The 20831-nt window shown below is 65.8% G+C and carries 20 protein-coding genes and 3 pseudogenes; all 23 read right to left on the bottom strand.

Going from position 1 to position 20831, the window contains the following annotated elements; translation table 11 throughout:
* Nucleotides 1-5: 5 nt before the first annotated feature.
* Nucleotides 6-284: a VirB3 family type IV secretion system protein gene (locus ACETMP_RS10080; RefSeq protein ID WP_375160814.1), complete on the bottom strand. Its 279-nt coding sequence runs from the start codon at nt 282-284 to the stop codon at nt 6-8.
* On the bottom strand, nt 284-643 hold the full coding sequence (locus tag ACETMP_RS10075) for a TrbC/VirB2 family protein (RefSeq protein ID WP_375160813.1): 360 nt from the start codon (nt 641-643) through the stop codon (nt 284-286). Before ACETMP_RS10075 ends, ACETMP_RS10080 begins: the two co-directional genes overlap by 1 nt.
* Nucleotides 640-1622: pseudogene (gene trbB, locus ACETMP_RS10070) on the bottom strand (P-type conjugative transfer ATPase TrbB). The gene ACETMP_RS10075 and the pseudogene trbB overlap by 4 nt, the downstream one beginning before the upstream one ends.
* Nucleotides 1623-1791: 169 nt before the next feature.
* Nucleotides 1792-2226 (bottom strand): CopG family transcriptional regulator, encoded by a 435-nt coding sequence (locus ACETMP_RS10065; protein WP_375160812.1) that lies wholly within the window; start codon nt 2224-2226, stop codon nt 1792-1794.
* A gap of 7 nt (nt 2227-2233) precedes the next feature.
* Nucleotides 2234-4223 (bottom strand): annotated as a pseudogene (locus ACETMP_RS10060) (conjugal transfer protein TraG).
* Between the two features lie 28 nt (nt 4224-4251).
* Nucleotides 4252-5991: a relaxase/mobilization nuclease domain-containing protein gene (locus ACETMP_RS10055; protein ID WP_375160811.1), complete on the bottom strand. Its 1740-nt coding sequence runs from the start codon at nt 5989-5991 to the stop codon at nt 4252-4254.
* A gap of 244 nt (nt 5992-6235) precedes the next feature.
* Entirely contained in the window at nt 6236-7015 is a 780-nt protein-coding gene (locus ACETMP_RS10050) for a lytic transglycosylase domain-containing protein (protein WP_375160810.1), read from the bottom strand.
* Between the two features lie 4 nt (nt 7016-7019).
* Nucleotides 7020-7355: a DUF736 domain-containing protein gene (locus tag ACETMP_RS10045; RefSeq protein WP_375160809.1), complete on the bottom strand. Its 336-nt coding sequence runs from the start codon at nt 7353-7355 to the stop codon at nt 7020-7022.
* 45 nt (nt 7356-7400) lie between these two features.
* Entirely contained in the window at nt 7401-7946 is a 546-nt protein-coding gene (locus ACETMP_RS10040) for a S26 family signal peptidase (protein WP_375160808.1), read from the bottom strand.
* Nucleotides 7943-8452: a DUF2840 domain-containing protein gene (locus ACETMP_RS10035; RefSeq protein WP_375160807.1), complete on the bottom strand. Its 510-nt coding sequence runs from the start codon at nt 8450-8452 to the stop codon at nt 7943-7945. Before ACETMP_RS10035 ends, ACETMP_RS10040 begins: the two co-directional genes overlap by 4 nt.
* The gene (locus tag ACETMP_RS10030) at nt 8449-8703 is read right to left on the bottom strand and encodes a hypothetical protein (RefSeq protein ID WP_375160806.1); all 255 of its coding nucleotides are present in this window, start codon (nt 8701-8703) and stop codon (nt 8449-8451) included. The genes ACETMP_RS10035 and ACETMP_RS10030 overlap by 4 nt, the downstream gene beginning before the upstream one ends.
* Complete coding sequence (gene parA, locus ACETMP_RS10025; protein WP_375160805.1) at nt 8700-9335, bottom strand: ParA family partition ATPase; 636 nt, start codon at nt 9333-9335, stop codon at nt 8700-8702. Before parA ends, ACETMP_RS10030 begins: the two co-directional genes overlap by 4 nt.
* Nucleotides 9336-9543: 208 nt before the next feature.
* The gene (locus ACETMP_RS10020) at nt 9544-10422 is read right to left on the bottom strand and encodes a replication initiator protein A (protein ID WP_375160804.1); all 879 of its coding nucleotides are present in this window, start codon (nt 10420-10422) and stop codon (nt 9544-9546) included.
* A 10-nt stretch (nt 10423-10432) separates the two neighbouring features.
* The gene (locus ACETMP_RS10015; protein WP_375160803.1) at nt 10433-10708 is read right to left on the bottom strand and encodes a helix-turn-helix transcriptional regulator; all 276 of its coding nucleotides are present in this window, start codon (nt 10706-10708) and stop codon (nt 10433-10435) included.
* Nucleotides 10709-10842: 134 nt separating this feature from the next.
* Nucleotides 10843-11328 (bottom strand): DUF2285 domain-containing protein, encoded by a 486-nt coding sequence (locus ACETMP_RS10010; RefSeq protein WP_375160802.1) that lies wholly within the window; start codon nt 11326-11328, stop codon nt 10843-10845.
* On the bottom strand, nt 11312-11614 hold the full coding sequence (locus ACETMP_RS10005; RefSeq protein WP_375160801.1) for a transcriptional regulator domain-containing protein: 303 nt from the start codon (nt 11612-11614) through the stop codon (nt 11312-11314). Before ACETMP_RS10005 ends, ACETMP_RS10010 begins: the two co-directional genes overlap by 17 nt.
* Nucleotides 11615-11732: 118 nt before the next feature.
* Complete coding sequence (locus ACETMP_RS10000; protein ID WP_375161879.1) at nt 11733-11999, bottom strand: DNA -binding domain-containing protein; 267 nt, start codon at nt 11997-11999, stop codon at nt 11733-11735.
* 123 nt (nt 12000-12122) lie between these two features.
* Nucleotides 12123-12374: a multiprotein-bridging factor 1 family protein gene (locus ACETMP_RS09995; RefSeq protein ID WP_375160800.1), complete on the bottom strand. Its 252-nt coding sequence runs from the start codon at nt 12372-12374 to the stop codon at nt 12123-12125.
* A 207-nt stretch (nt 12375-12581) separates the two neighbouring features.
* Nucleotides 12582-12905 (bottom strand): DUF736 domain-containing protein, encoded by a 324-nt coding sequence (locus ACETMP_RS09990; RefSeq protein ID WP_325679978.1) that lies wholly within the window; start codon nt 12903-12905, stop codon nt 12582-12584.
* A gap of 577 nt (nt 12906-13482) precedes the next feature.
* On the bottom strand, nt 13483-13923 hold the full coding sequence (locus ACETMP_RS09985; protein WP_375160799.1) for a hypothetical protein: 441 nt from the start codon (nt 13921-13923) through the stop codon (nt 13483-13485).
* Between the two features lie 145 nt (nt 13924-14068).
* Nucleotides 14069-14998, bottom strand: coding sequence for a DUF2493 domain-containing protein (locus ACETMP_RS09980; RefSeq protein WP_375160798.1), 930 nt, complete (start codon nt 14996-14998; stop codon nt 14069-14071).
* A gap of 329 nt (nt 14999-15327) precedes the next feature.
* A complete protein-coding gene (locus tag ACETMP_RS09975; RefSeq protein ID WP_375161878.1) occupies nt 15328-16389 on the bottom strand; it encodes a toprim domain-containing protein in 1062 nt (353 codons plus the stop codon).
* Nucleotides 16389-20745: pseudogene (locus ACETMP_RS09970) on the bottom strand (strawberry notch-like NTP hydrolase domain-containing protein). Before ACETMP_RS09970 ends, ACETMP_RS09975 begins: the two are co-directional and overlap by 1 nt.
* Between the last annotated feature and the right edge of the window lie 86 nt (nt 20746-20831).

The following is a 20831-nucleotide window of genomic DNA, read 5'->3' as shown; positions in this document are numbered from 1 at the left end:
CGACCTCACACGCCCAAGAAGCCGGGAATGCGCAGATGCCGGCGTATGACTTCGACGAACATCGGGTCCCGCTTGGCCGCCCAGACGGACGCGAAATGGCCGGCCGCCCAGAGTCCGAGACCGACCAGCCAGAGCCGCAGGCCAAGGCCGAGAGCCGCCGCGAGCGTGCCGTTGAGGATCGCGATCGACCGCGGCGCGCCGCCGAGAAGGATGTGTTCCGTCAGCGCGCGGTGAACAGGGACGGAGAAGCCGGGGATGTCGGCGGTGTCGAGGATGCCAGCCATCACACCACGGCCCCGCCGCCGAAGCTGAAGAAGCTGAGGAAGAAGGAGCTCGCCGCGAACGCGATCGACAGACCGAAGACGATCTGGATCAACCTCCTGAAGCCGCCGCTCGTGTCCCCGAACGCCAGGGTGAGGCCCGTGACGATAATGATGATCACGGCGATGATCTTTGCCACCGGCCCTTCGATCGACTGGAGGATTTGCTGGAGCGGTTGCTCCCAGGGCATGGAGGAGCCGCTCGCATAGGCGGGCGCGGCGTAGAAAAGCGCGGCCGCCGTGACGGCGACGCGGCCGATCTGGTCGAGCGCGGAGCCGGCGAACAGACGTCGCTTCAAGGTGGTTTCCAGGTGGGTGGTCATGCCAGGTCTCCTGCGGTTTCCGAGATTGCGGGGGTGATGCAGTAGTCGCCGTCGTGCGTGAGACCCTCGACGCGGGCGAGTTCTGCGAGGCGGCGCGCCGCGCCGCGTCCGCTCAGCACCGCGACGAGGTCGATGGTCTCGGCGATCAGCGCGCGCGGGACGGTGATGACGGCTTCCTGGATGAGCTGCTCCAGTCGGCGCAGCGCGCCGACTGCGGTTCCGGCGTGGATCGTGCCGACGCCGCCGGGATGGCCGGTGCCCCAAGCCTTGAGGAGATCCAACGCCTCGGCGCCACGGACCTCGCCGATTGGGATGCGGTCGGGGCGCAGACGCAACGAAGAGCGCACCAGGTCGGACAGGGTGGCGACGCCGTCCTTCGTCCGCATCGCCACGAGGTTTGGCGCGGCACACTGAAGCTCGCGTGTATCCTCGATAAGAACGACGCGGTCGGCTGACTTTGAGATTTCCGCGAGAAGCGCGTTCGTCAAAGTAGTCTTGCCGGTGCTCGTCCCGCCCGTGACCAGGATGTTGCGGCGATCGGCGACGGCCCTACGGAGTGCCTCCGCCTGGTCGGCGGACATGATCGCGGCGGCGACGTAATCCTGCAGCGTGAACACGGCGACGGCCGGCTTGCGGATCGCGAAGGTCGGCGCCGCCACCACTGGAGGCAATAGCCCCTCGAAGCGCTCTCCCGTTCCGGGCAGCTCGGCGGAGACACGCGGGCTGCCGGCATGGACCTCAGCGCCGACATGATGAGCGACCAGTCGGATGATGCGTTCGCCGTCTGGTGGCGGAAGTCGCTCGCCTGTATCGAAGAGGCCCTCGGACAGGCGGTCGATCCAGAGCCGCCCATCGGGGTTGAGCATCACCTCGACGATCGACGGGTCTTCAAGAAGCCGGCAATGGCCGGGCCGAGCGCCGTGCGCAGCATGCGCGTGCCGCGAAGGATCGCCTCGGATTGTTGGAATGCAACCGCCATGTCGTCCCCGTCCTGTGCGGGACCGCTCGCGAGCGGCCCTGGATCGGGGACAAGTAGAAGAGGCAGAAAAGTGCGCGGCGCAACAACCGCGATGCCGTCGTCGTAGTCTAGCGTGCAAAGACAGGAAGACGGCGAAGTCTACAACGACTTGTGAGCGGGGGTGTCGCCCCTAATCGAAGCTTGTGTCTCCCGGAACGTCCTCAGAAATTTCTTGTCGTAGTTTGGGACCCTTGGCGAGTCGGCGTCCAAGCGCCGCGACGAAGGCATCGTATCGTTCGCCGGCCTGCGCCCGCGCCGCAGCCTGAGCGGGCTCGGGAAGCGGCGGATTCGTCGCCAGCCAGTGCCGGACGAAAACCGCGAGCGTCTCGACTGCGATGCCGACATCACGTTCAAGGCGTGTCATGCGCCTGTCGAGCTGGTCGAGCCTCTTTGTAGTAGCGGCTTCCTGTCGTTCGGCTGCGTCCGGTGACAGGAAGGAGGCGATCGCCGCCTCAGCGACGAGTGAACGTGATTGGGCGCGGCGCGCCGCGTATTCAGCGAGCGCTTTCGTCACGGGTGGTTCAAGGTAAACAGAGAGGCGCTGCTTCTTGGTTGGATTCGGCATGGCGCACCTAGAGCTCCATGCCATCTTTGGGATCGAGGGATACCTGCCGAGCAATGCCCTGCATCAGGCGGTTCATGCGGCGTATCTGTGTGGTGTCGTCCTGCTCGTCGTCGGCCGGATCGATCTCGAACTCGTTCTCCAACAGGGGTTTTCCTTTCGACGGGCGCGGTTCGATTCAGTTCGGGTTGTCGCCGTTTCTCGGAGCCGGTCGGGTCCTCGTCGTTACTTTCGCCATTCGGTCGCAATGTTGCGTCGAGGACCGCGCGCGGCGGCACGGGCATGGTGCTCCAGTCACTCGGTCGCGCCTGATCCGGGCGTGCCAACGCTGGCGGCGGCAGGATACGTTCCTTGAAACGTGCATCCTCGAAGTAGCGTGCCTTCTTGGCGCGAACAGGAGGCGTGCCCGCGACCATGACGATCTCATCGGTGGGAGGGAGCTGCATGACTTCGCCGGGTGTGAGGAGGGGACGCGCGGTCTCCGATCGTGAAACCATAAGATGGCCCAGCCAGGGGCTCAGACGATGGCCGGCATAGTTCCGCATCGCGCGCATCTCGGTCGCAGTGCCGAGCGCATCACTGACTCTCTTCGCCGTCCTTTCGTCGTTGGTCGCGAAGCTCACGCGGACGTGGCAATTGTCGAGGATCGAGTTATTCGGTCCGTATGCCTTCTCAATTTGGTTCAACGACTGCGCGATCAAGAAGCTCTTCAGGCCGTAGCCCGCCATAAACGCCAACGCGCTCTCGAAGAAATCGAGGCGGCCGAGCGCTGGGAACTCATCGAGCATGAGGAGGAGCCTGTGCCGTCGCGTCTTTGTGTGGAGATCCTCCGTGAGGCGGCGACCGATTTGGTTGAGGATCAGCCGGATCAAGGGCTTTGTGCGCGCGATGTCGGAGGGCGGCACCACCAGATACAGCGTCGTCGGCCGAGATCGTCCGACGATGTCGGTGATCCGCCAGTCGCAACGGCGCGTGACCTCGGCGACGACCGGATCGCGGTAAAGGCCGAGGAACGACATCGCGGTCGACAAGACGCCCGATCGCTCATTGTCGGATTTGTTGAGCAGCTCGCGCGCCGCGCTCGCGATGACCGGATGCGGTCCGGCTTCGCCGTGATGCGCCGTCTTCATCATCGCGGCGAGAGTGGACTCGATCGGCCGGCGCGGATCGGAGAGGAACGAGGCCACGCCGGCGAGCGTCTTGTCCTCCTCGGCGTAGAGGACGTGGAGGATGGCGCCGACCAGAAGCGCATGGGAGGTCTTCTCCCAGTGGTTTCTTTTCTCCAGCGAGCCTTCCGGATCGACCAGGATGTCGGCGATGTTCTGGACGTCCCGGACCTCCCACTCGCCTTTTCGCACTTCGAGCAGCGGGTTGTAAGCGGATGAGGCTGCATTCGTCGGATCGAATAGGAGGACGCGTCCATGGCGGGCGCGGAAACCGGAGGTGAGCTGCCAGTTCTCACCCTTGATGTCATGGACGATAGCGCTGCCCGGCCAGGTGAGAAGAGAAGGGATAACGAGGCCGACGCCCTTGCCGCTCCTCGTGGGCGCGAAACAGAGAACATGCTCTGGTCCGTCGTGTCGAAGGTAGTCGCGGCCCATCTTGCCGAGCACGACGCCATCGGCCCCGACAAGGCCGGCCGACTTTACCTCATCGGGCCGCGCCCACCGTGCTGAGCCATAGGTATCGACGTTCTTCGCTTCGCGTGCGCGCCATACCGACATGCTGATCGCGACGGCGATCGCCATGAAGCCGCCTGATGCGGCGATGAAAGCGCCTTGCACGAAGATCGCAGGCGCGTAGGCGTCGTAGAAGTACCACCAGACGAAGAACGACGGCGGATAGTACATGGGCCAGCCGAGAAGCTCGAACCACGGTTCGCCGAGCTGCGCCTGGAAGCCCAACTGCCACGCCGTCCATTGCGTTGCAGTCCAGGTGGTCGTAAGCACGATCAGCGAGACAACGACGATCTGACCCCAGAGGATCTTGGTTGCTGACATTACGCGGTTCCCTTCTCCCGCCGGACCATCACAGGCCGATCCCGCGCTTTCGGCCGAAGCTCCAGTCGACTCCTCCGTCTCCGCGCGCGATGCCGGAGACATGGCGGCCAAGGTACCGTTCAAGGGACGGCGACCAAGGCACGAGCTGAAAGCCGAGACCGTCATCGAGCATCGCGAAACGGCCGGATGCGAGATCGAGGCGGCGCCGGTACGTGCCGGCGACATACTCGCCGGCTGATGTCTTCGTGGCGGGCTGACCGGTCTCGGCCGTCAGGCGGTCGGTCAGGGCGGCCAGCTCGCGACGACGAAGCGTGTCGATCAGGTTGCGGTTGAAGCTGACGCTGCGGCTCTGCCGCTGTGCCAGCCTTTGGCCGATAAGATGTTCGGCGCGCCGGTCGAGAGCTTCGCGGACCTCGGCGCCAAATCCGCCGCCGGCGAGCGGAATGGGCTCGCGGGCGATGGCCTGACGGTCAAGCCAGGTAGCGCCATTCGCGGTGACCTGCTGGTCGATCGGAAGGTCGGACCGCACGGCGAGCGCCGCGCGCCGTCGCCCCTGCGCGTCATCGAACTTGCGCAGCTCGACGATCGAACCGGGCGCAGAATCGGCGGCGGCTTCAAGGTCCGCCAGCGTGATGTGGTGCGTCCGCCCGTCGACGCCATCAATGACAGCGTAGGCCGTCCCCTTGAGCTCGTCGTTTAGGCCACGCGCGACCAGCCGGCCGATGATCGGATCGTCCAGGCTTTCGCCCGCGAGGACATAGCTTGCCGTGCCCCGGTCGATGCCGCGCTCCGTGAGGCCGCGGTGAATCCGCTTGATGATGTCGCCGCGCTGGCCAAGTTCGCGCAAGCGCGCCTCGGCTGACTCGGACATGACCCATTGGCCAGGCCCGAGCTGGTCAGCGAGGCCGAGCGCCTCAAGTTTGCGAAGCCGTCCGACTTTCAATGCATGGAATTCGTCGGGCTGACGGTCGGCTCTTGGTGCGAGATCGATTACGCCCGTTCGGTAGCCGTCGCGCGCGAGCTGCCGGTCGAGGTTGGTCCAACGCTCGGCCCCGATCTGTCGTTCCAGCGCGCGGCGGATGTCTTGGTCGGTGCGGGGTCCGAGCTCCTGCGTAATCAGGTCACGCACACGGTCGCGCATTCCCTCCCTGATGTAATCGCGCGAGATGACGAGGTTCTCGCCGTCGTCGCGAACGCCGCGCACAATCAGGTGAACGTGCGGGTGCTCCGTATTCCAATGATCGACGGCGACCCAATCGAGCTTCGTGCCGAGATCCTTCTCCATCTGGCCGACGAGGTCGCGCGTGAAGCTCCTCAGGTCGGACATCTCCAAGGCGTCCTCCGGTGACACGATGAAGCGGAAGTGATGGCGGTCGTCAGCGCACCGCTCCGCGAACGCTTTCGGATCGGCCTCGTCCGCGCCGGGACCGAACAGCCGGGCCTTCTCCCCATCCCGGGTCACGCCCTCGCGGCGCAGATAGCTGAGGTGGGTGGCAAGTGGGGCGCTGCGCGCATTCTGGCGGACGACGCGCGCCTTCACCACGGCGCCGCGCGAGCGCGACGTGATGAGGCGGTTGGCCTGGACGGATGCGCGCCGACCTCGGCCGAAGCGCGAGCGATGCCCTGGCCCGATCGTCCCCGTGCGGGAGACGGCTCCGCCAGCGCGCTGCGCGGCGGCGAGCGCCTGGGCGATGAAAGGCCGCGCGCGCTGGGCGCGGGTTGAGCGAATGCGGCCTGGCCGGATGCGGAAATCGTCCTCGGCGCTCATAGCCAAGGCCCCGCACATCGCGTCAAGGCGAGGATTTCGTTGAGAAAGTGCCGAAGCCGCAGGCTGCGCCGGTGAGGCGCACCTCGCGGTTTCGGTATGTAAGCCATTGAAAAAGCACAACCGTCATGGCGCGCACATCGCGCCCCTTTATCCTGCCATCGTGCGGCTGTGGTTGTGCGCTCCCGCCTCAACGCGCTCCACTGCACGCCGGGATACGCGATGCCGCGAATGGTGACACGAATTGTCATTGCGGCCTCTCGCTTCCGTTATGCGTGACAAAGAGGCTTGGTGAGCGTTCGGACAACGTCTCCCCGTCTTGCGCTTGTCGTGCACTCAGAACGTCATCGCGCTGACGTTCGCCGTGCACTGAGGTTGGCGTCTGCAAGCCGTCGGATCGAGCGACAAACAAGGGAGCGTTCATCCACGCGAGCGGATCAGGGCGCGCCAAGGTGGATGTGAACGCCAGTGGTTCGGCGCCGATAAGGGGCACGAGCGTGGCGACATAGGCGCGGGTTTCGGCCGGCAAAGCGCGCCTTCCCGCAAGATAGTCATCGTAGCGCTGTGGTCCCGCATTGTAGGCCGCCAGCATTGCGGTGACGTTGCCGTAGCGGTCGTACATTTCGCGCAGATACGCCGTACCCGCGAGGATGTTGTCGCGAACATCGAAGGGATCGCGGCCGAGACCGTAGCGTGCGCGCAGCTCAAGCCAGGTCTCGGGCATGACTTGCATGAGGCCCATCGCGCCGGCCGAGGATACGACGCGGACGTCGTGGGCGCTCTCGGCACGCATGACGGCGCAGATCCAGGTAGCGGGAATGCGGAAGCGTCGCGCGGCTTCGTCGATATGTCGAGCAAACTGGGTGCCTGCGTCGGCGCGCGTTACCCGCGGGGTCTGTGCCTCGCTTATGGCAGGCCATGCGACAGCAAGAACGAGGCCGGAAAGGAGAAGGGCGGCGAGACGCCGGGCGCTCGGATGTCGCCCGGTGTCCGCGATCCGCGTTGACGAGATACGACGGAATCGCATGTCGTCAGTCCCGCTCGGTCCGCTTTAGCGGGCGGGTCCAGTGCAGTCCCCAGAGGGACTTTCCTTCACCCGACTGAAACAGGTTTGCACGGATCGGCTGCCCGAGCGTGGGGTCGTCGATCTGAAGGGAGACGTAGTCGCCGGCCTTTTCGCCCGTCCGCTTCCAACCGGCGCCGATCTCAGGACCGTCGCCATCGCCGAGATGCGCGCGATAGTCCGGCGCATTTTCGGCGTCAGAATGTTCGGCGGGAACCAGCACCAATTCTATGTCGAGTGAAAGGGTGTGGAGACGCCCAGTATAGCCGTTCTTCGTGCGGGTGAACTCTCCAATCTGTGGCATGTTATCCTCCGTTGTGTCGCGGTGAAACAGGATAGGCGCACGCCGTCACCGCGTCGGTGCGCGCCACTCGAACTGTCCGGTGCCTTCTTCGTCGGTCCACAGCGGCGTCGCGCGGCCGACGATCGACGTGATGGGGAGTGGGCCGAAGTAGCGACCGTCGAGGCTGTCCTCGACCCACCAATTCATGAGGAAGACCTCGTGGTCGGCGATGCGCCGGCAGCCTTGCCAGGCCGGCAATTCGCGGCCGAGCTTGTCGCGGCCGAGCGCATCGCCCATGTCGATGCCATCGACGGTGACGTGCGCGCCGTTGCGGCAGACCTGCTGCCCGGGAAGGCCGGCTACCCGTTTCAGAAGAGGCACGCCTCGCGGCAGATAGCGGCGCTCGGCCAGGAAGGAGGCGAGCGGCTCTGGTGCAGCGACGGCGACCAGGTCGGTCACGTCGAGATGCTCCGCCGGCGCGATCGTGTAGAAGCCGATCGGCATGCTCGCGGACGCGTTCCAGATCAGCTTCGGTGTGATAGGAAAGAAGGAAAGGATGCCGACAGACATCGCAGAGAAGTACGTCGTCATGACGTAGCCGAAGCGCGTCAAGGCTCGACGCTCCGCCGCAGAAGGATCGCCCGATGCTGCTCGACGGTGTAGCTGCGCGGCTCCTGGCCGGCGGTCAGGCGATTGTGGACATGCCGCCAGTGATGTGGCGACACCTCGGCCGGATCGATGTCGATCGCCTCGATCGCATCGACAATCTGAAGGACACGCTCGACCTTCGGCCAGCCCTCCATCTTGAGGAGGATGTCACCACCGGGACGCACGAACGGGAGCGTCTGAAAATGCTCGCCGGGCGTGATCGCGCGCACGATGTCGATGCGCGAGATGACCGTGCCGTGGTCGTTCGACGCCCAGCGCACGAGCGCGAAGATGCTGTTCGACGCAAAGCTGAGAGTCCGGCGACGCCGGTCGAGGATGTGCTCCTCCTTCTCCTTGCCGAAGCGAATCCAGTATTCGACCTTTCTCTCGATCCACGTCAGCTCGACGCGCGTCAGGCCGTCGACGGGAAGCGGCGGCGGCACGAGGCGCAGATGGGACGGACTGTTCATGGGAGGTCTCCTTCGGCTGGAGGAAATTCGCGGGCGAGCAGGTCGCGCAGCATGTCCGCGACGGTCAGGCCGCGCTGAAAGGCGACGACCTTGATGCGGCCGCGCAGCTCCGGTGTGATGTCGACCGTCAGGCGGGCGGTGAAAGAGGCCGCTTCGCCGTTGCCGCCGGCGCGCGGGTCCGGCGCCTTGATCCAGCGCTCGGGATCGGCCGGTCGCGCGATGAAGGCGCGCCTGGAGGGGCGCTTGGTCATCGCGCCAGCCTCCCAACTTCGGCCGCAAGGGCTGCGATTTCTTGCGCCGCCGGACTCGCTGTGTGTGCTTCCCAGACGAGGCGGCCGGATTGGGCGGCGTCGGCGAATGCGACACGCTGACCGATCTTTGATGCGAGCAACGGCGGGTCGTGATCGGCGAGCGTCAGCGCCGTCTCACGCATGATGGTGCGCGCAGCACACCGATTGAGAACGAAGCGGGCGATGAGGTGCGGGCGATAGATGCGCGCCTCGCTCAGCAACGCGAGCATCTCGGCAGAACCCCAGCCATCGAAGGGCGACGGCTGCACCGGGATAAGGACACAGTCGGCTGCCAGCAGCGCCGAGCGCAGGAGCCCGGCGACGCGCGGAGGTCCATCGATGACTATGTGATCGACATTGCGCGCGAGCTCGGGCGCTTCACGATGGAGGGTATCGCGCGTCAGGCCGAGGACGCCGAAGAGGCGGGGAAGGCTCTCGCGTGCGCGCTGCTGCGACCAGTCGAGGGCCGATCCTTGCGGATCGGCGTCGATGAGCGTCAGACGCTGGCCGCGCCTCGCCCACTCGCCGGCGAGATGGAGAGCGAGCGTGGTCTTGCCGACGTCACCCTTCTGGTTCAGCAGCGCGACGATCATGGCGCGCCCCGCTGTTGGCGGTGCTCATGCACAGGTGTGGAATGCGGACTGGCCGTTAGAAAGATTCCGAAGGAATCTTGGTTAGAAGAGTTACGCCGCGCGCAACGTCTTGAATCGGCGTCCGGATTCGACGATTCCGGTCCCCGATAGCACGAGGATCGGGTCCCCGATGGCCCGATGGGTCGGGTCCCCGATAGCACGAGCCGATTCACAGCTTATCCCCAGCGCGAGCGGTCCTGCGCGGCCGTGGCGGAGCGAGGGCAGCGGCATCGACGGCAGCGAAGGCGAGGCGTTCGGGGGCGTCCGGCGGCTGCTCGATGGTCAGCCGGTAGCCGGGCAGCGTCTGCCGGCGAACGATGTTGCGCAGGTCGTAGGCGAAGTGCTTGAGCGGCGAGAGGCTGCCGGACTTCGCGTGAAGATAGGCGACGTCGAAGCTCCAGCCGAACTGCTGGCGGCCGCCGTGCTTGCGCACGAGGCGGTAGAGCCAACGCTCGAGACCGCCGGTCAGCCGGAAGTAGGTTCGGTCGATCGTGAGGACCAGCGCGTCGTCGAGGACCGCGGCAAAGAACCAGTCTGGGACGATCAGTTCGAGGCCCAGCGGACGGCCGTGGGCGTCCGCTCGCTCCTTCCACTCGTTGATCCAGGAGAAGCGGTGCATCCGCCGTTCGTTCGGCTGTCGGATCGAGGTCGCGACCGTGGTTGATTGCAAGCGGTCGAGCCCGGCTTTGAGACGGTCGTAATCTCGGACGCTCACGCCACGGCCGATGAAGGAGAGAATCTCATAAGGGGTCGCCGCCATCAGGCGTGACGGTCGCAGGCCGCGATCGCGCGCCTCGACGATTTGCGATGCCGCCCAGATCAGCACGTCGGCATCCCAAATCGTCGCCATGCCGTGCTCTGGCACCGCCTCGACACGGATGACGATCGTGCCGGCTTTGAAGTCGATGGGAGTGAGCCGCTTCGACTTCGCAAGCGAGAAGAACGGATAGGCCATGAGGTCCTGCGCGTCGCGCGGCGCGAGATCGCCGGGTAGTGCCCGGAAGAGATCGAGCTGGTCACGTTCGCTGTTGCGTCGCGCGGAGGACATGCGTCGCCTCTCAACGACGGCTGCGACCGGCCTGCGCTAAGGCCGGGTCGTGGCGCTTGGCGGGCAGCACGGAGCCGCGCGGGTCGGATGTCGACGTGACGGCGCCGCGGTCTGCCCAGGCTTTGAGATCGTCGAGGGCGTAGACAACGCGCCCGCCCAGCTTGCGATAAGCGGGTCCTGTGCCGTAGGTCCGATGCTTCTCAAGTGTCCGGCTGGAGAGGCCGAGGAAGTCGGCGGCTTCCGGCGTTCGCAAGAAGCGCGGCGGCAAGCCGGCGAGATTCGTCATATCGCACCTCCGGGCGTTCGTTCAGGTTGCCGGCGGGCACCGGCGAGCGAAGGCCACGGTGGCGGAGAAGAACTGCGCGCGGGGATGGCGAAGATGGGAATGTAAAAAAGCACCCCCCGCGAGGATGCGGCGAGCTAGTGACGTCTGCGGCGCCGGAGCAGCATGCGATAGCCGCCGGCGATGAGGGCCAAGCCGTCTTTCACGAGGTCAATCGTTACGTCGCGCAACGCCGACGTCTTCCACGGAGTCTCGCTGACACGTCGTTGGCCGAAGAGGGCGTGCGCGATCTCGCGATAGCTCGCAAGTTCGGCGTGACCATCGACTGCCTGAAGCATGTGGCGCAGGCGGCGGCGCTGTTGCGCGGTCAAGCGCGGGTCCGGCGGGACCTGGTGATCATTGACCGCGCGCCAGAGACGCGTGAGCGCGTCGATGCGATCGAGACCATCGGCGCCGAGCGGGACGATCGCGACGACCGGCTGATCTGGCACGGCATCGTGTGCGAGGAGGAGTCGAATTGAAGTCTCGCCGCGACCGTAGATGACGCTAAGACCATCAGCTCCAGTGCGCGCGGTGTCGAGATCGAGTTCACGCGCGATGGCGCTACTAATCGTCCGCAGCATCCTTGCTGGCCCGAGGATCACCGTGCCGGGGTCCGCTTCGGGTGCCCAAAACACCGAAGTATCGCGTGCCGCAAGGGCCGGATCTATCGGGAAAGCGCAACCCCCAGCGATCGCGGATCAGTGTAGCCGACTGATCCGGATCGACTGTCGAGCGCGCGGCATCGGCAAAATCGCGACGATAGTCGACGTTGCGCCGCAACCACTCCCACGCGAGATCGGGAGCGATCAGATTATCGACATAGTCATACGACGCGGATGAGCGCCATCGTGAAGTATCCGGTCCCATTGTTGTCCTCCACGACTGCGAGTGCGGAGCGAGTGACGGAGAACGACGATTACCGGTTGTACGCAGTCCGTGAAGTCGGGCGGATGGCAACAGGTGATGCCACGCCGGCAACGCCAATTTATCGGGCGGGGCCTGTCTCGCGTGCCAACTGGCGGTAGCCGTAGTCGCTCATCCAGCGGGCACGAGCGAGATGGCTCCGATGCACGCGGTTGGCGCGCTCGGGTTCCTTTGACGGATCAATACCAAAAAGGACTTCGACAGCCTCACGCCAATCGGCGCCGTCTGTTTCCGCGTCGAGCAGGCGCATATAGAGCGTCATGTGCGCGCGGTCATACGTCGTTAGCACCGCGCTCTGCGGCGGTTCGTCGATGAACGTCTCGTGTATCAAATCGAACCTCGCGGGTCGTCGAGGGCCTGCGGTAAGGGTTTCTTAACGCTATGCAGTTTGAGGCGTAGTGCAAGATGGCGCAGGCGAGTGACACCCGAGCAGCCGCGATTTTTTGCGACCTTATCGCTTACGACCGGCACCGACTTTCGCGCGGACAAGCATCACTCCTTCGCCCTGGTCGGACGACAGGAACACGATGCCAGCGGCCTCGATCGTGCGGCGGACCTGATCTTCGGTTGTCTCGTAAACGGCCTTGTTGCCTGATTCCAGGCGTTTCAGTGCCGTGAGCGATACCAGGGCCCGGTCAGCAAGCGTTTCCTGCGTCCATCCCAGCAACGCGCGCGCGGCCCGCAATTGTCGGGCGGTGATCATGCATGATCACCTCCCACTTGGCCGATCGAGCGTGCCAGAACTACGACTAAAATAGTCGTTCTTGGCCGACATAGCGAGTGAAAATGGTGGCCGAAGACGGGCGGTTGGTCGAATCGCGCCGAACTGATTCGGTCGCCCTGCCGACCTTACCCTCTGAGCGGACAAGTCCCCGCCCGGTCGGGCCGGGCGGGGGTTCGGACCTGCGCCTCACTCACCGTTACGGCGGTTGGGGCGTGACCAGATCAGGCTATAGCCCTCGCCTTCCTCGTCGTCGAAGAGGTTGGCGTAGATGGGAGCCGTGAACGACGGGTCGTCCAGCTTGAGACCCAGATAGTCGCGGCCCTCGTTGGAGCGCTTGGCCCAGGCGGCGCCGATCTCAACACGGCCCGCGAAGACGCGATGGCTGGGGGCGTTTTCGCCCGAGCGGCTGGCTTCGGGAACGATGCGGACGTTCTTGGCCTGGACGCTGAGGGTGACGATCTGGCCGACGAACTCGTTGCCGGACTTCTTGAAGGTGCCGATGGTCGCCATGGTAGTTCTCCTTGATCTCTGTTTCGAGCCCGCACCATTGCGGCCTCGATGGCGATCGGTTGGCCGGAGGCGATCGACGGCGCACCCCTTTAGGGGCCTGACAGCTAAGGAGAGACTTTCTTGTCTCGCGAGGAATGGCGGCGAAGCCGACGGGGAAGAAAGTCATGACGCGGCTGTTGCGCCATAGGCGATCAAGGCGAAGCCGGCCTTCGGCTAGATCAGCCCATCAAAGAGGCCGCTTGGAGCGTTCGATCAGACAGAGAAGGATCAAGGAGAATCTGGCGATCCCACGTGCATCGCAGAGGTCTGGCAGCGTCGGCGCAAAGTATCTCACTCTGTCGGGGCAATCGGTACGCGCATCATGGGCTCCCGATGAGGAGAAACGGCGAGCGCCCCCGGCCGCCACCTTCGTGGGTAGCGTCGTCGTCGTGCGACACCGGCCCTGCGTTCCGACGCGACCAGCGACCAATGGCTTAAGCGCACTTCCCGCGTTCTTTCGCAAACCGCCTTGCCAACAGACGATGAGGAAGGCGAGGGCTATAGCCTGATCTGGTTATGCACCGAGGCTGAAATAGCGTTAGGCGCGAGCCACGCCCTGACCGGTCTGACCGGGCGGTGCCAGCGTTGCGAGGCGGGCGAAGGCAGTGACGCCGACAACAATGGCCCCGACCACCGAGAAGGCGACCTGCCAGGTTTCCGAGGGCATCGTGTGCTTCACGATGCCATGTGTCGCGTGATAGCCGGCGATGGCTGCTGGCGCGACAAAGACCGCCGCGACCATCAAGCGGAGCCAGAGAGGTTTGACGAACGCGAGCAGGAGGTGACCGATGAGGAGCGTCGCGAGACCGGCAACGAAACCGACTGCGATGCCCCCGAGCCAGCCCGCGCCGGTGCCGTAGGCCCATACGCCGGCCGTCACGCCTGCGAACAGCGGCAGTGCATAGACGGCGAGATAGAACAGCAGGAAGCAGATGACGCCTATAGCGGCAATGCTTGCGAGAATGCTGAAGACAAGCATGATGGCGGCCTCCGTGAGAAGAATCTGACGGTCGCGCCTTCCACCACCACCACCTCGGCGCCGGCAATTATCTTAGCAAATGATCAAAGGCAGCGGCGAGTTGAAATCGCCGCGGGACTCCGATTCAGGCTGGTGTTGACGGCGCTTACTTTGGTCTGTCGCCATAGCGCCAGACGGGAACTCCGAGCTTGCGGGCCTTGTCGGCCAGGTTCTCCTGGATGCCCGTGCCTGGGAAGACCATGACGCCGATCGGCAGGACGGCCAGCATGGCGTCATTGCGCTTGAAGGGCGCGGCCTTGGCGTGCTTCGTCCAGTCGGGCTTGAAGGCGATCTGCGGCACGTTGCGGTGATCGGCCCAGCGTGCGGCGATGCGCTCGGCACCCTTTGGCGAGCCGCCATGCATGAGCACCATGTCCGGGTGCTTGGTATGCACCTGGTCGAGCTTGGCCCAGATCAGCCGGTGATCGTTGAAGTCGAGCCCGCCGCTGAGCGCGACCTTCGGACCGGCGGGCAGCATCACCTCGGTCTCGGCGCGCCTCTTCGCGGCGAGGAAGTCGCGGCTGTCGATCATCGCCGCGGTCATCGCGCGATGGTTGACGAGCGAGCCGTTGCGCGGCCGCCAAGCTGAGCCGGTTTGGCGCTCGAAGTGATCGCAGGCCTGGTCGCGCATCAGCTCGAAGGCGTCGCGGCGCTCGATAAGCGTCTGTCCTTCGGCGATCAGTCGCTCGAGTTCGACGGACTTGACCTCGGTGCCGTCCTGTTCGCGCTGGCTGCGGCGCTGCGCCTGCTCGTTATCGTCGAGCTCTCGGGCGATGCGGTCGGCGGCGCGGTGAAAGACGTTGGTGGTCGACCACAGCAGGTCCTCGAGATCGGGTTCGAGGCGTGTGCCGCTGAGCGTGGCGACGAGAGCATCGAAGATGTCGGCGATGGCGCCGGCCACGGCATTGCCCTCGGGGAGCGGCCGAGGGTCGGGTTCGTCCTGGAAGGGGCGGAAGCCGTACAGTTGAAGCTCGGCGAGGACGTGATCGGTCGGAGACGAGCTATGGTGGGGCTCGAAGTCGTCGTCGGCGGTCATGGGATGCTCCGTCGCTGGATTGGCCGCGACCCTCGCGGCCTTCATGGCGAGGGAAGACGGCGGACGGGCCGGCCCTGCACCCGGAGCGAAACGCAGGGCCGAAGCGCAGCGGAGGGCCGAAGGGGGCCGACTATTTTGCTTCGCGATGTAAAGGCGGCTCTGCCGCCGACGGAAAATAGTCGGCCCACGAGGTTGCCGGTCCGGGCTGTTTGCCGTCCCGATCGCCTCTCAGGAAGGCCGTGGGCGCGGCTCTCTTCAGCATCAGCATCGGCCACCGGCGACGAGGCTGACCTCACGGCCGTTCCGGCCGTCGTTCATGCCTGCGAGGTCTATGCGGCCTCGGCCATGAAACGCGTGACGTCCCAGGACGCGACCTGCGCCCGAAGGTTCGCCCGGAGCGCGTCGCGCCCGAGCATGCGGAGATCCTCGTTGAAGTCGCCGAGTCTCGGCGACAGCACGATCGCCTCGATGCCGGCGTCGGCCGCGCGTTCGATCAATGTCGTCATTGCGCCGTCGCCCGCCGGGTCGTCGTCGCGTGCGATATAGAGGCGGCGCAGCATGTCGGAGAAACGGATGGCGGAGAGGTGGGCTGCCGAAAGTGCGGCGACCATCGCCATGTTGGATAGCGCCATCCTGAGCGACAGCATGGTCTCGATGCCTTCGCCGGCGGCCATCACTTCGCCCGCCACGCCAAAGCGGACGGCGTGTCCGAGAAGATCGCCCATCGCGCGGCGCGGCGTGTCGATGGGCGCCTTGCCGAGGCGGATGGAGTTGAAGCCCTTGGGATCGAGCCAGGTCCGGTGGGCTCCGGTCAGGCGGCCGTCGAGATCGGTGACGGCAGCGATCATGGCCGGCCATGTCTCGGTCGCGGAATGCTCGTCGGGCCGATAGTAGCAGCGCGGATGGAAACGAAGCGATCCGGTTCCGTGCAAAGACGTGATGCCGCGTCTGCGGAGATACGCCTCGACCAGCGTGCCGTGGATCGGTCGTGACATGGCGAACAAGCGCCGTGCTGCTTCCGGGGACCCCGTCGGCGCTGGCTGGATCGTGCGACGACGCTCCTCGCGCCGTGGCTCGGGTTGCGGCAAGCTGAGGAAGGCGCGTGCCTCCCGCGCTACATCTGCGAAATCGACAAGCCCGCACGATTCGCGGATCACGTCGAGCAGATCGCCATGTTCGCCGGTCGCCGCGTCGGTCCACTTGCCCGACGCGCCCTTGCCGGTCTCCGGGCCGGTGAGGCGGACGAACATCGAGCGCCCAGGCGTGTTGCGCGCATCGCCGACCATCCAATAGCGGCCTTCGCGGCGGCCGTTGGGCAGATAGTGACGACACACCGCCTCGGCATTGCGCGCGAGACGGTGTGCCAGGTCAGAAGCGTCGAGCCGGGACATCACGCCGCCTCCCGCTCGCCGACGCGTTCGATCGGATAACGGTCCATCACCTTGGCGAGCACGGCGGGGCCGCGGGCGTCGGTCGGCACGAACATGCGCAGCTTCCACGAGATGATCTCGTGGAAAAGACCGTAGGCCGTGAGCCGTTCGCGCATGGTGTCGGTGAAGCCCGACAACTCGATGCGATGTCCGCCCATAACCCGGACTCGCCGAAGCTGGAGCCCCTCGGCGAGGTCGATGACGGCCTTGCCCTCGATGAGGGCCGCGAAGGCGTCGTCCGGCGTCAGTGAAGGCTGGCCGGTCGCGGTGGCCGTCGCTGCCCAGGCGGGCGAGACCCGGCGGCCGATGATGCGCTCGCCGTCATCGGTTTGCAGCCGATAGACGCGCGTCGACTCGTTGGGCAGCCGCTTCCAGATCGGAAGGAGCAAGCCGGCGACCATGTGGATGGTCGAGTCGGCGAACGCCGGCACCTCGTTCAGTTCCGCGGTCCAGGCTGCGGCGAAGGTTGCTTCGTCCGCCTCAACCCAATGGCTTTCTGCCATGATGCGGACCGGCAGGTTCGGCGCCTCCATCGGCCGGATCAGGCGCACGCGGTATTCGACCGCGCCATCGTCGAGCATGACAGACGGCGCGTGGACTTGCACGGCAACGCGGCCGGAGCGCTCATTGACGAGAAGCCGCGATCCGCGCTCGCGCACCCGACTCAACGCCTCATCGAGCGTCATCGGCCGATTGCGCTGTCGCTGCGCGATGGTGAGTAACCGCGTCTCGGCGCCGGTTCCAGGATGCGTGTAGATCGTCTCACGATTGGTGACGACGAAGCTCTCGGCCCACAGCGTCTCCAGTCCCATGTCGTAGGTGCCCGCGGCGATGGCGCCTTCGATGCGTGCGTTCAAGAGTTGCTCGAAGGCGGTGAACAGAACGCCTTGCAGCTCGATGGTCAGCGCGAGCATGCGGTTGAGGAAGGTGGTGATCGGCGGCAGGTCGTCCTTGACGCCGTTCGCATCCATGAGCTTCAGGCCGGTTGCCGCCTCGAAGCGCTGAAGCGAGCAGCCATCGATCTTGCCGCGAACAAGCAGCATGTAGAGCTGCCGCAAGGCGTCCCGCGCATAGTGGGACTCCAGATTGTCCTCCGGCCGGAAGAGGCCCTGGCCGCCGGTCTGCCGTTGACCGCGCGTGATCGCGCCAAGCGTATCGAGACGCCGTGCGATCGTGCTCAGGAAGCGCTTCTCGCCCTTGACGTTCGTCGCGACCGGCCTGAACAGCGGGGGCTGTTGCTGGTTCGTCCGATGCGTTCGGCCGAGCCCCTGGATCGCCGTATCCGCCTTCCAGCCGGGCTCGAGGAGATAATGCACACGCAGGCGCGTGTTCCTCGCCGTAAGCTCGGCATGATAGCTGCGCCCGGTGCCACCCGCGTCACTGAACACGAGGATGCGCTTTTGGTCGTCCATGAAGGCCTGCGTTTCGGCGAGATAGGCGGAGGCTGCGCGCGTCTCGACGACAAGGCGATCGCTCCTGGCGCCGCCGCCCGACTTGCGAACAATGCGGCGCGAACGGCCGGTCACTTCGGCGACGATGTCCGTGCCGAAGTGCTGCACAAGCTGGTCAAGCGCGCCGGGGACGGGCGGCAGGCTCGCGAGCTTGGCGATCAGAGCATCACGACGTGCAACAGCTTCGCGGCTCTCGACGGGCCGCCCGTCGTGATAGACCGGGCGGGACGACAGCTTGCCTTCCGAATCCGTGAACGGCTCGTAGAGCTGGACCGGAAAGGAATGGGCGAGATAGTCGAGGACGTATTCCCGCGGGGTGATGTCGACGCGAACATCATTCCATTCCTCAGTCGGCAGCTCGGCGAGGCGCCGTTCCATCAGGGCTTCGCCCGTTGAGACGATCTGGACGACGGCGGCATGGCCTTCATCGATATCGCGCGCGATCGAGCGGATCAGGGTCGGCGTCTTCATCGAGGTCAAAAGGTGCCCGAAGAAGCGCTGCTTCGCCGACTCGAACGCGCTCCGGGCAGCCGACTTGGCCTGTCGGTTCAGCGTGCCCGATCCGCCTTCGCTTCCGCCGGTGATATTGGCGGCCTGCATGGCGGCATCGAGGTTGTTGTGAATGATCGCGAAGGCACCGGCGTAAGCGTCGTAGATGCGGGTCTGCTCGGGCGTCAGCTCATGCTCGACCAGCTCGTATTCCACGCCGGCAAAGCTCAGCGAGCGCGAAGTGTAGAGGCCGAGCGCGCGCAGATCGCGGGCGAGGACCTCCATGGCGGCGACACCGCCGGCCTCGATCGCCTCCACGAACTCGGCTCGGGTCGAGAACGGAAAGTCTTCGCCGCTCCACAGGCCGAGCCGTTGCGCGTAGGCGAGGTTCTGCACGGTCGTCGCGCCGGTAGCGGAGACGTAGACGATGCGCGCATTCGGCAACGCATGCTGGAGCCGCAGGCCAGCGCGGCCCTGCTGTGAGGCCTCCTGATCGCCGCGTTCACTCTTGGCGCCGACCGCGTTCTGCATGGCATGGGCTTCGTCGAAAATGATCACTCCGTCGAAGTCGGAGCCCAACCATTCAACGATCTGCCGCACGCGGGAAAGCCTTTCGCCGCGGTCGTCGGAGCGTAGCGTGGCATAGGTGGTGAATAGGACGCCTTCCCGAACCGTGATCGGCTTGCCCTGCGCGAATCGCGAGAGGGGCGTGATGAGGAGGCGCTCCATGCCGAGGGCCGACCAGTCGCGCTGCGCATCTTCGATGAGCTTGTCGGACTTCGAGATCCACACCGCCTTGCGCCGGCCCTGCATCCAGTTATCCAGGATGATGCCGGCAGACTCGCGCCCTTTGCCGACGCCGGTGCCGTCGCCGATCATGAATCCGCGCCGGAAGCGAACCGCACCCTTGGCGTCCTCGGCCGCGGCGGTCACGACGTCGAGGGCGTCGTCCACGGTCCAGGCGCCAGCGAGATGGTCGGCATGCGCCTCGCCTGCGTAGATCAGCGTTTCGAGCTGCGCGCCCGAAAGCAGGCTGACGATGTTGGAGGGGAGGCGGGGGCGGTAGCTCGGCTTCGGTGGCGCGACGGAGGCCATCGCTGCCGACTGGACGAGTTGGGTCGGGTGATCCTGAGCGCCAGGAATCCGGATGCTCTGAAGACCGTAGTTTTCATAGATGGCGTCGGAAAGACGCGCGCCCTGCGACGGTGTCCAGTCGGTCGTCTCGTAGTTGAGTTCGACGCCTTCAGGCTCGGTGACGCTCGCCGGCCGCGTTGCAGCTTGGGCGGCGCGTGCGAGGTAGCCGCGAACGGTGCGCGGCGTGGTGACCGACGGCACGGCCACGGCGGGATCGACCGGCAGCCGTGCCGGAACGTGCTCCGCGATCCACGCCAATAGCGTGGCGACGTCCGGCGCGAGGCCGAGTGCAACCGGGAACACGGTGGGATCGTCGGCAGGGCACTTGTCGATGACGGTCAGCCTCGTCGGGAATGTCGTGCCGTGCTTGGCATAGACGCGGCCGTCGATAGCGGCGGAAAAAACGACGCGCCTGCGCTCCTGCAGCCGGACATAGGCGTTGCGCCAGGCTGGAGCGTCCGGCGCGAAATTGCCGCCGGTGATCGCGACCAGGCGGCCGCCGTCGGCAAGCCTCGCGAGCGCCGAGCCGATATGGCGGAGCGCGGCGTCGGCCATGCGGCCTTCCACGTTGGCCATCGTCGAGAACGGTGGGTTCATAATCACGACGCTCGGCACGATGGCGGCGTCGAGGTGATCGTGAATCTGCGCGGCGTCGTGTCGGGTGGTGGTGATCGTCGGAAACAGCAGGGAGAGAATGCCGGCACGGGTCTCGGCGAGCTCGTTGAGGACGAGCGATCCGCCGGCGATCTCTGCGAGGATGGCGAGTAGGCCGGTGCCGGCCGACGGCCTCGAGCACGCGGTCGGCTGGCGTGACCGCTGCGGCCGTCGCGACCGCGAGGCCGAGCGGGATTGGCGTCGAGAACTGCTGGAGGGCCTCGCTCTCGGTCGAGCGGCGCGTGTGGGTCGGCAGGAGGCCGACGATTTTCTCCAGCATGGGGAGGGCCTGGGCCGGAGAGCCGGCCTTGCGCGAAAGCGCCTTTCCATATTTGCGGAGAAACAGAACGGTCGCGGCCTCGCAGGCGTCGTAGGCCGTTTTCCAGTCCCAGGCGCCGGACGCGTCGGTGTCGCCGAGGGCTCGCTCCATCGCGGCGCGAAGGATCGCCGCGTCGACCTGACGGCCTTGTTCGAGATGAGGAAGGAGAAGGTGCGCGGCTGCGCCGATGCAGCGGGCGATATCAGGGGGCGACGCAAGCAGCGACGTCGCGACCGCAGGCGCGGCCGCGAAAGCGGTGGATGGGTTCATATCGGTGAGCCTCGGGAGAGCGGGAACGGGCGAGCCGGCCGGCGCTCTCCTCTGGACCGCACCGGCTCAAACCGGTCCCGGCCAAG

The sequence above is a fragment of the Bradyrhizobium dasycarpum genome (assembly GCF_042019905.1).
Lineage (GTDB): Bacteria > Pseudomonadota > Alphaproteobacteria > Rhizobiales > Xanthobacteraceae > Bradyrhizobium > Bradyrhizobium japonicum_B.
This window is presented reverse-complemented; position numbering and strand designations above follow the sequence as displayed.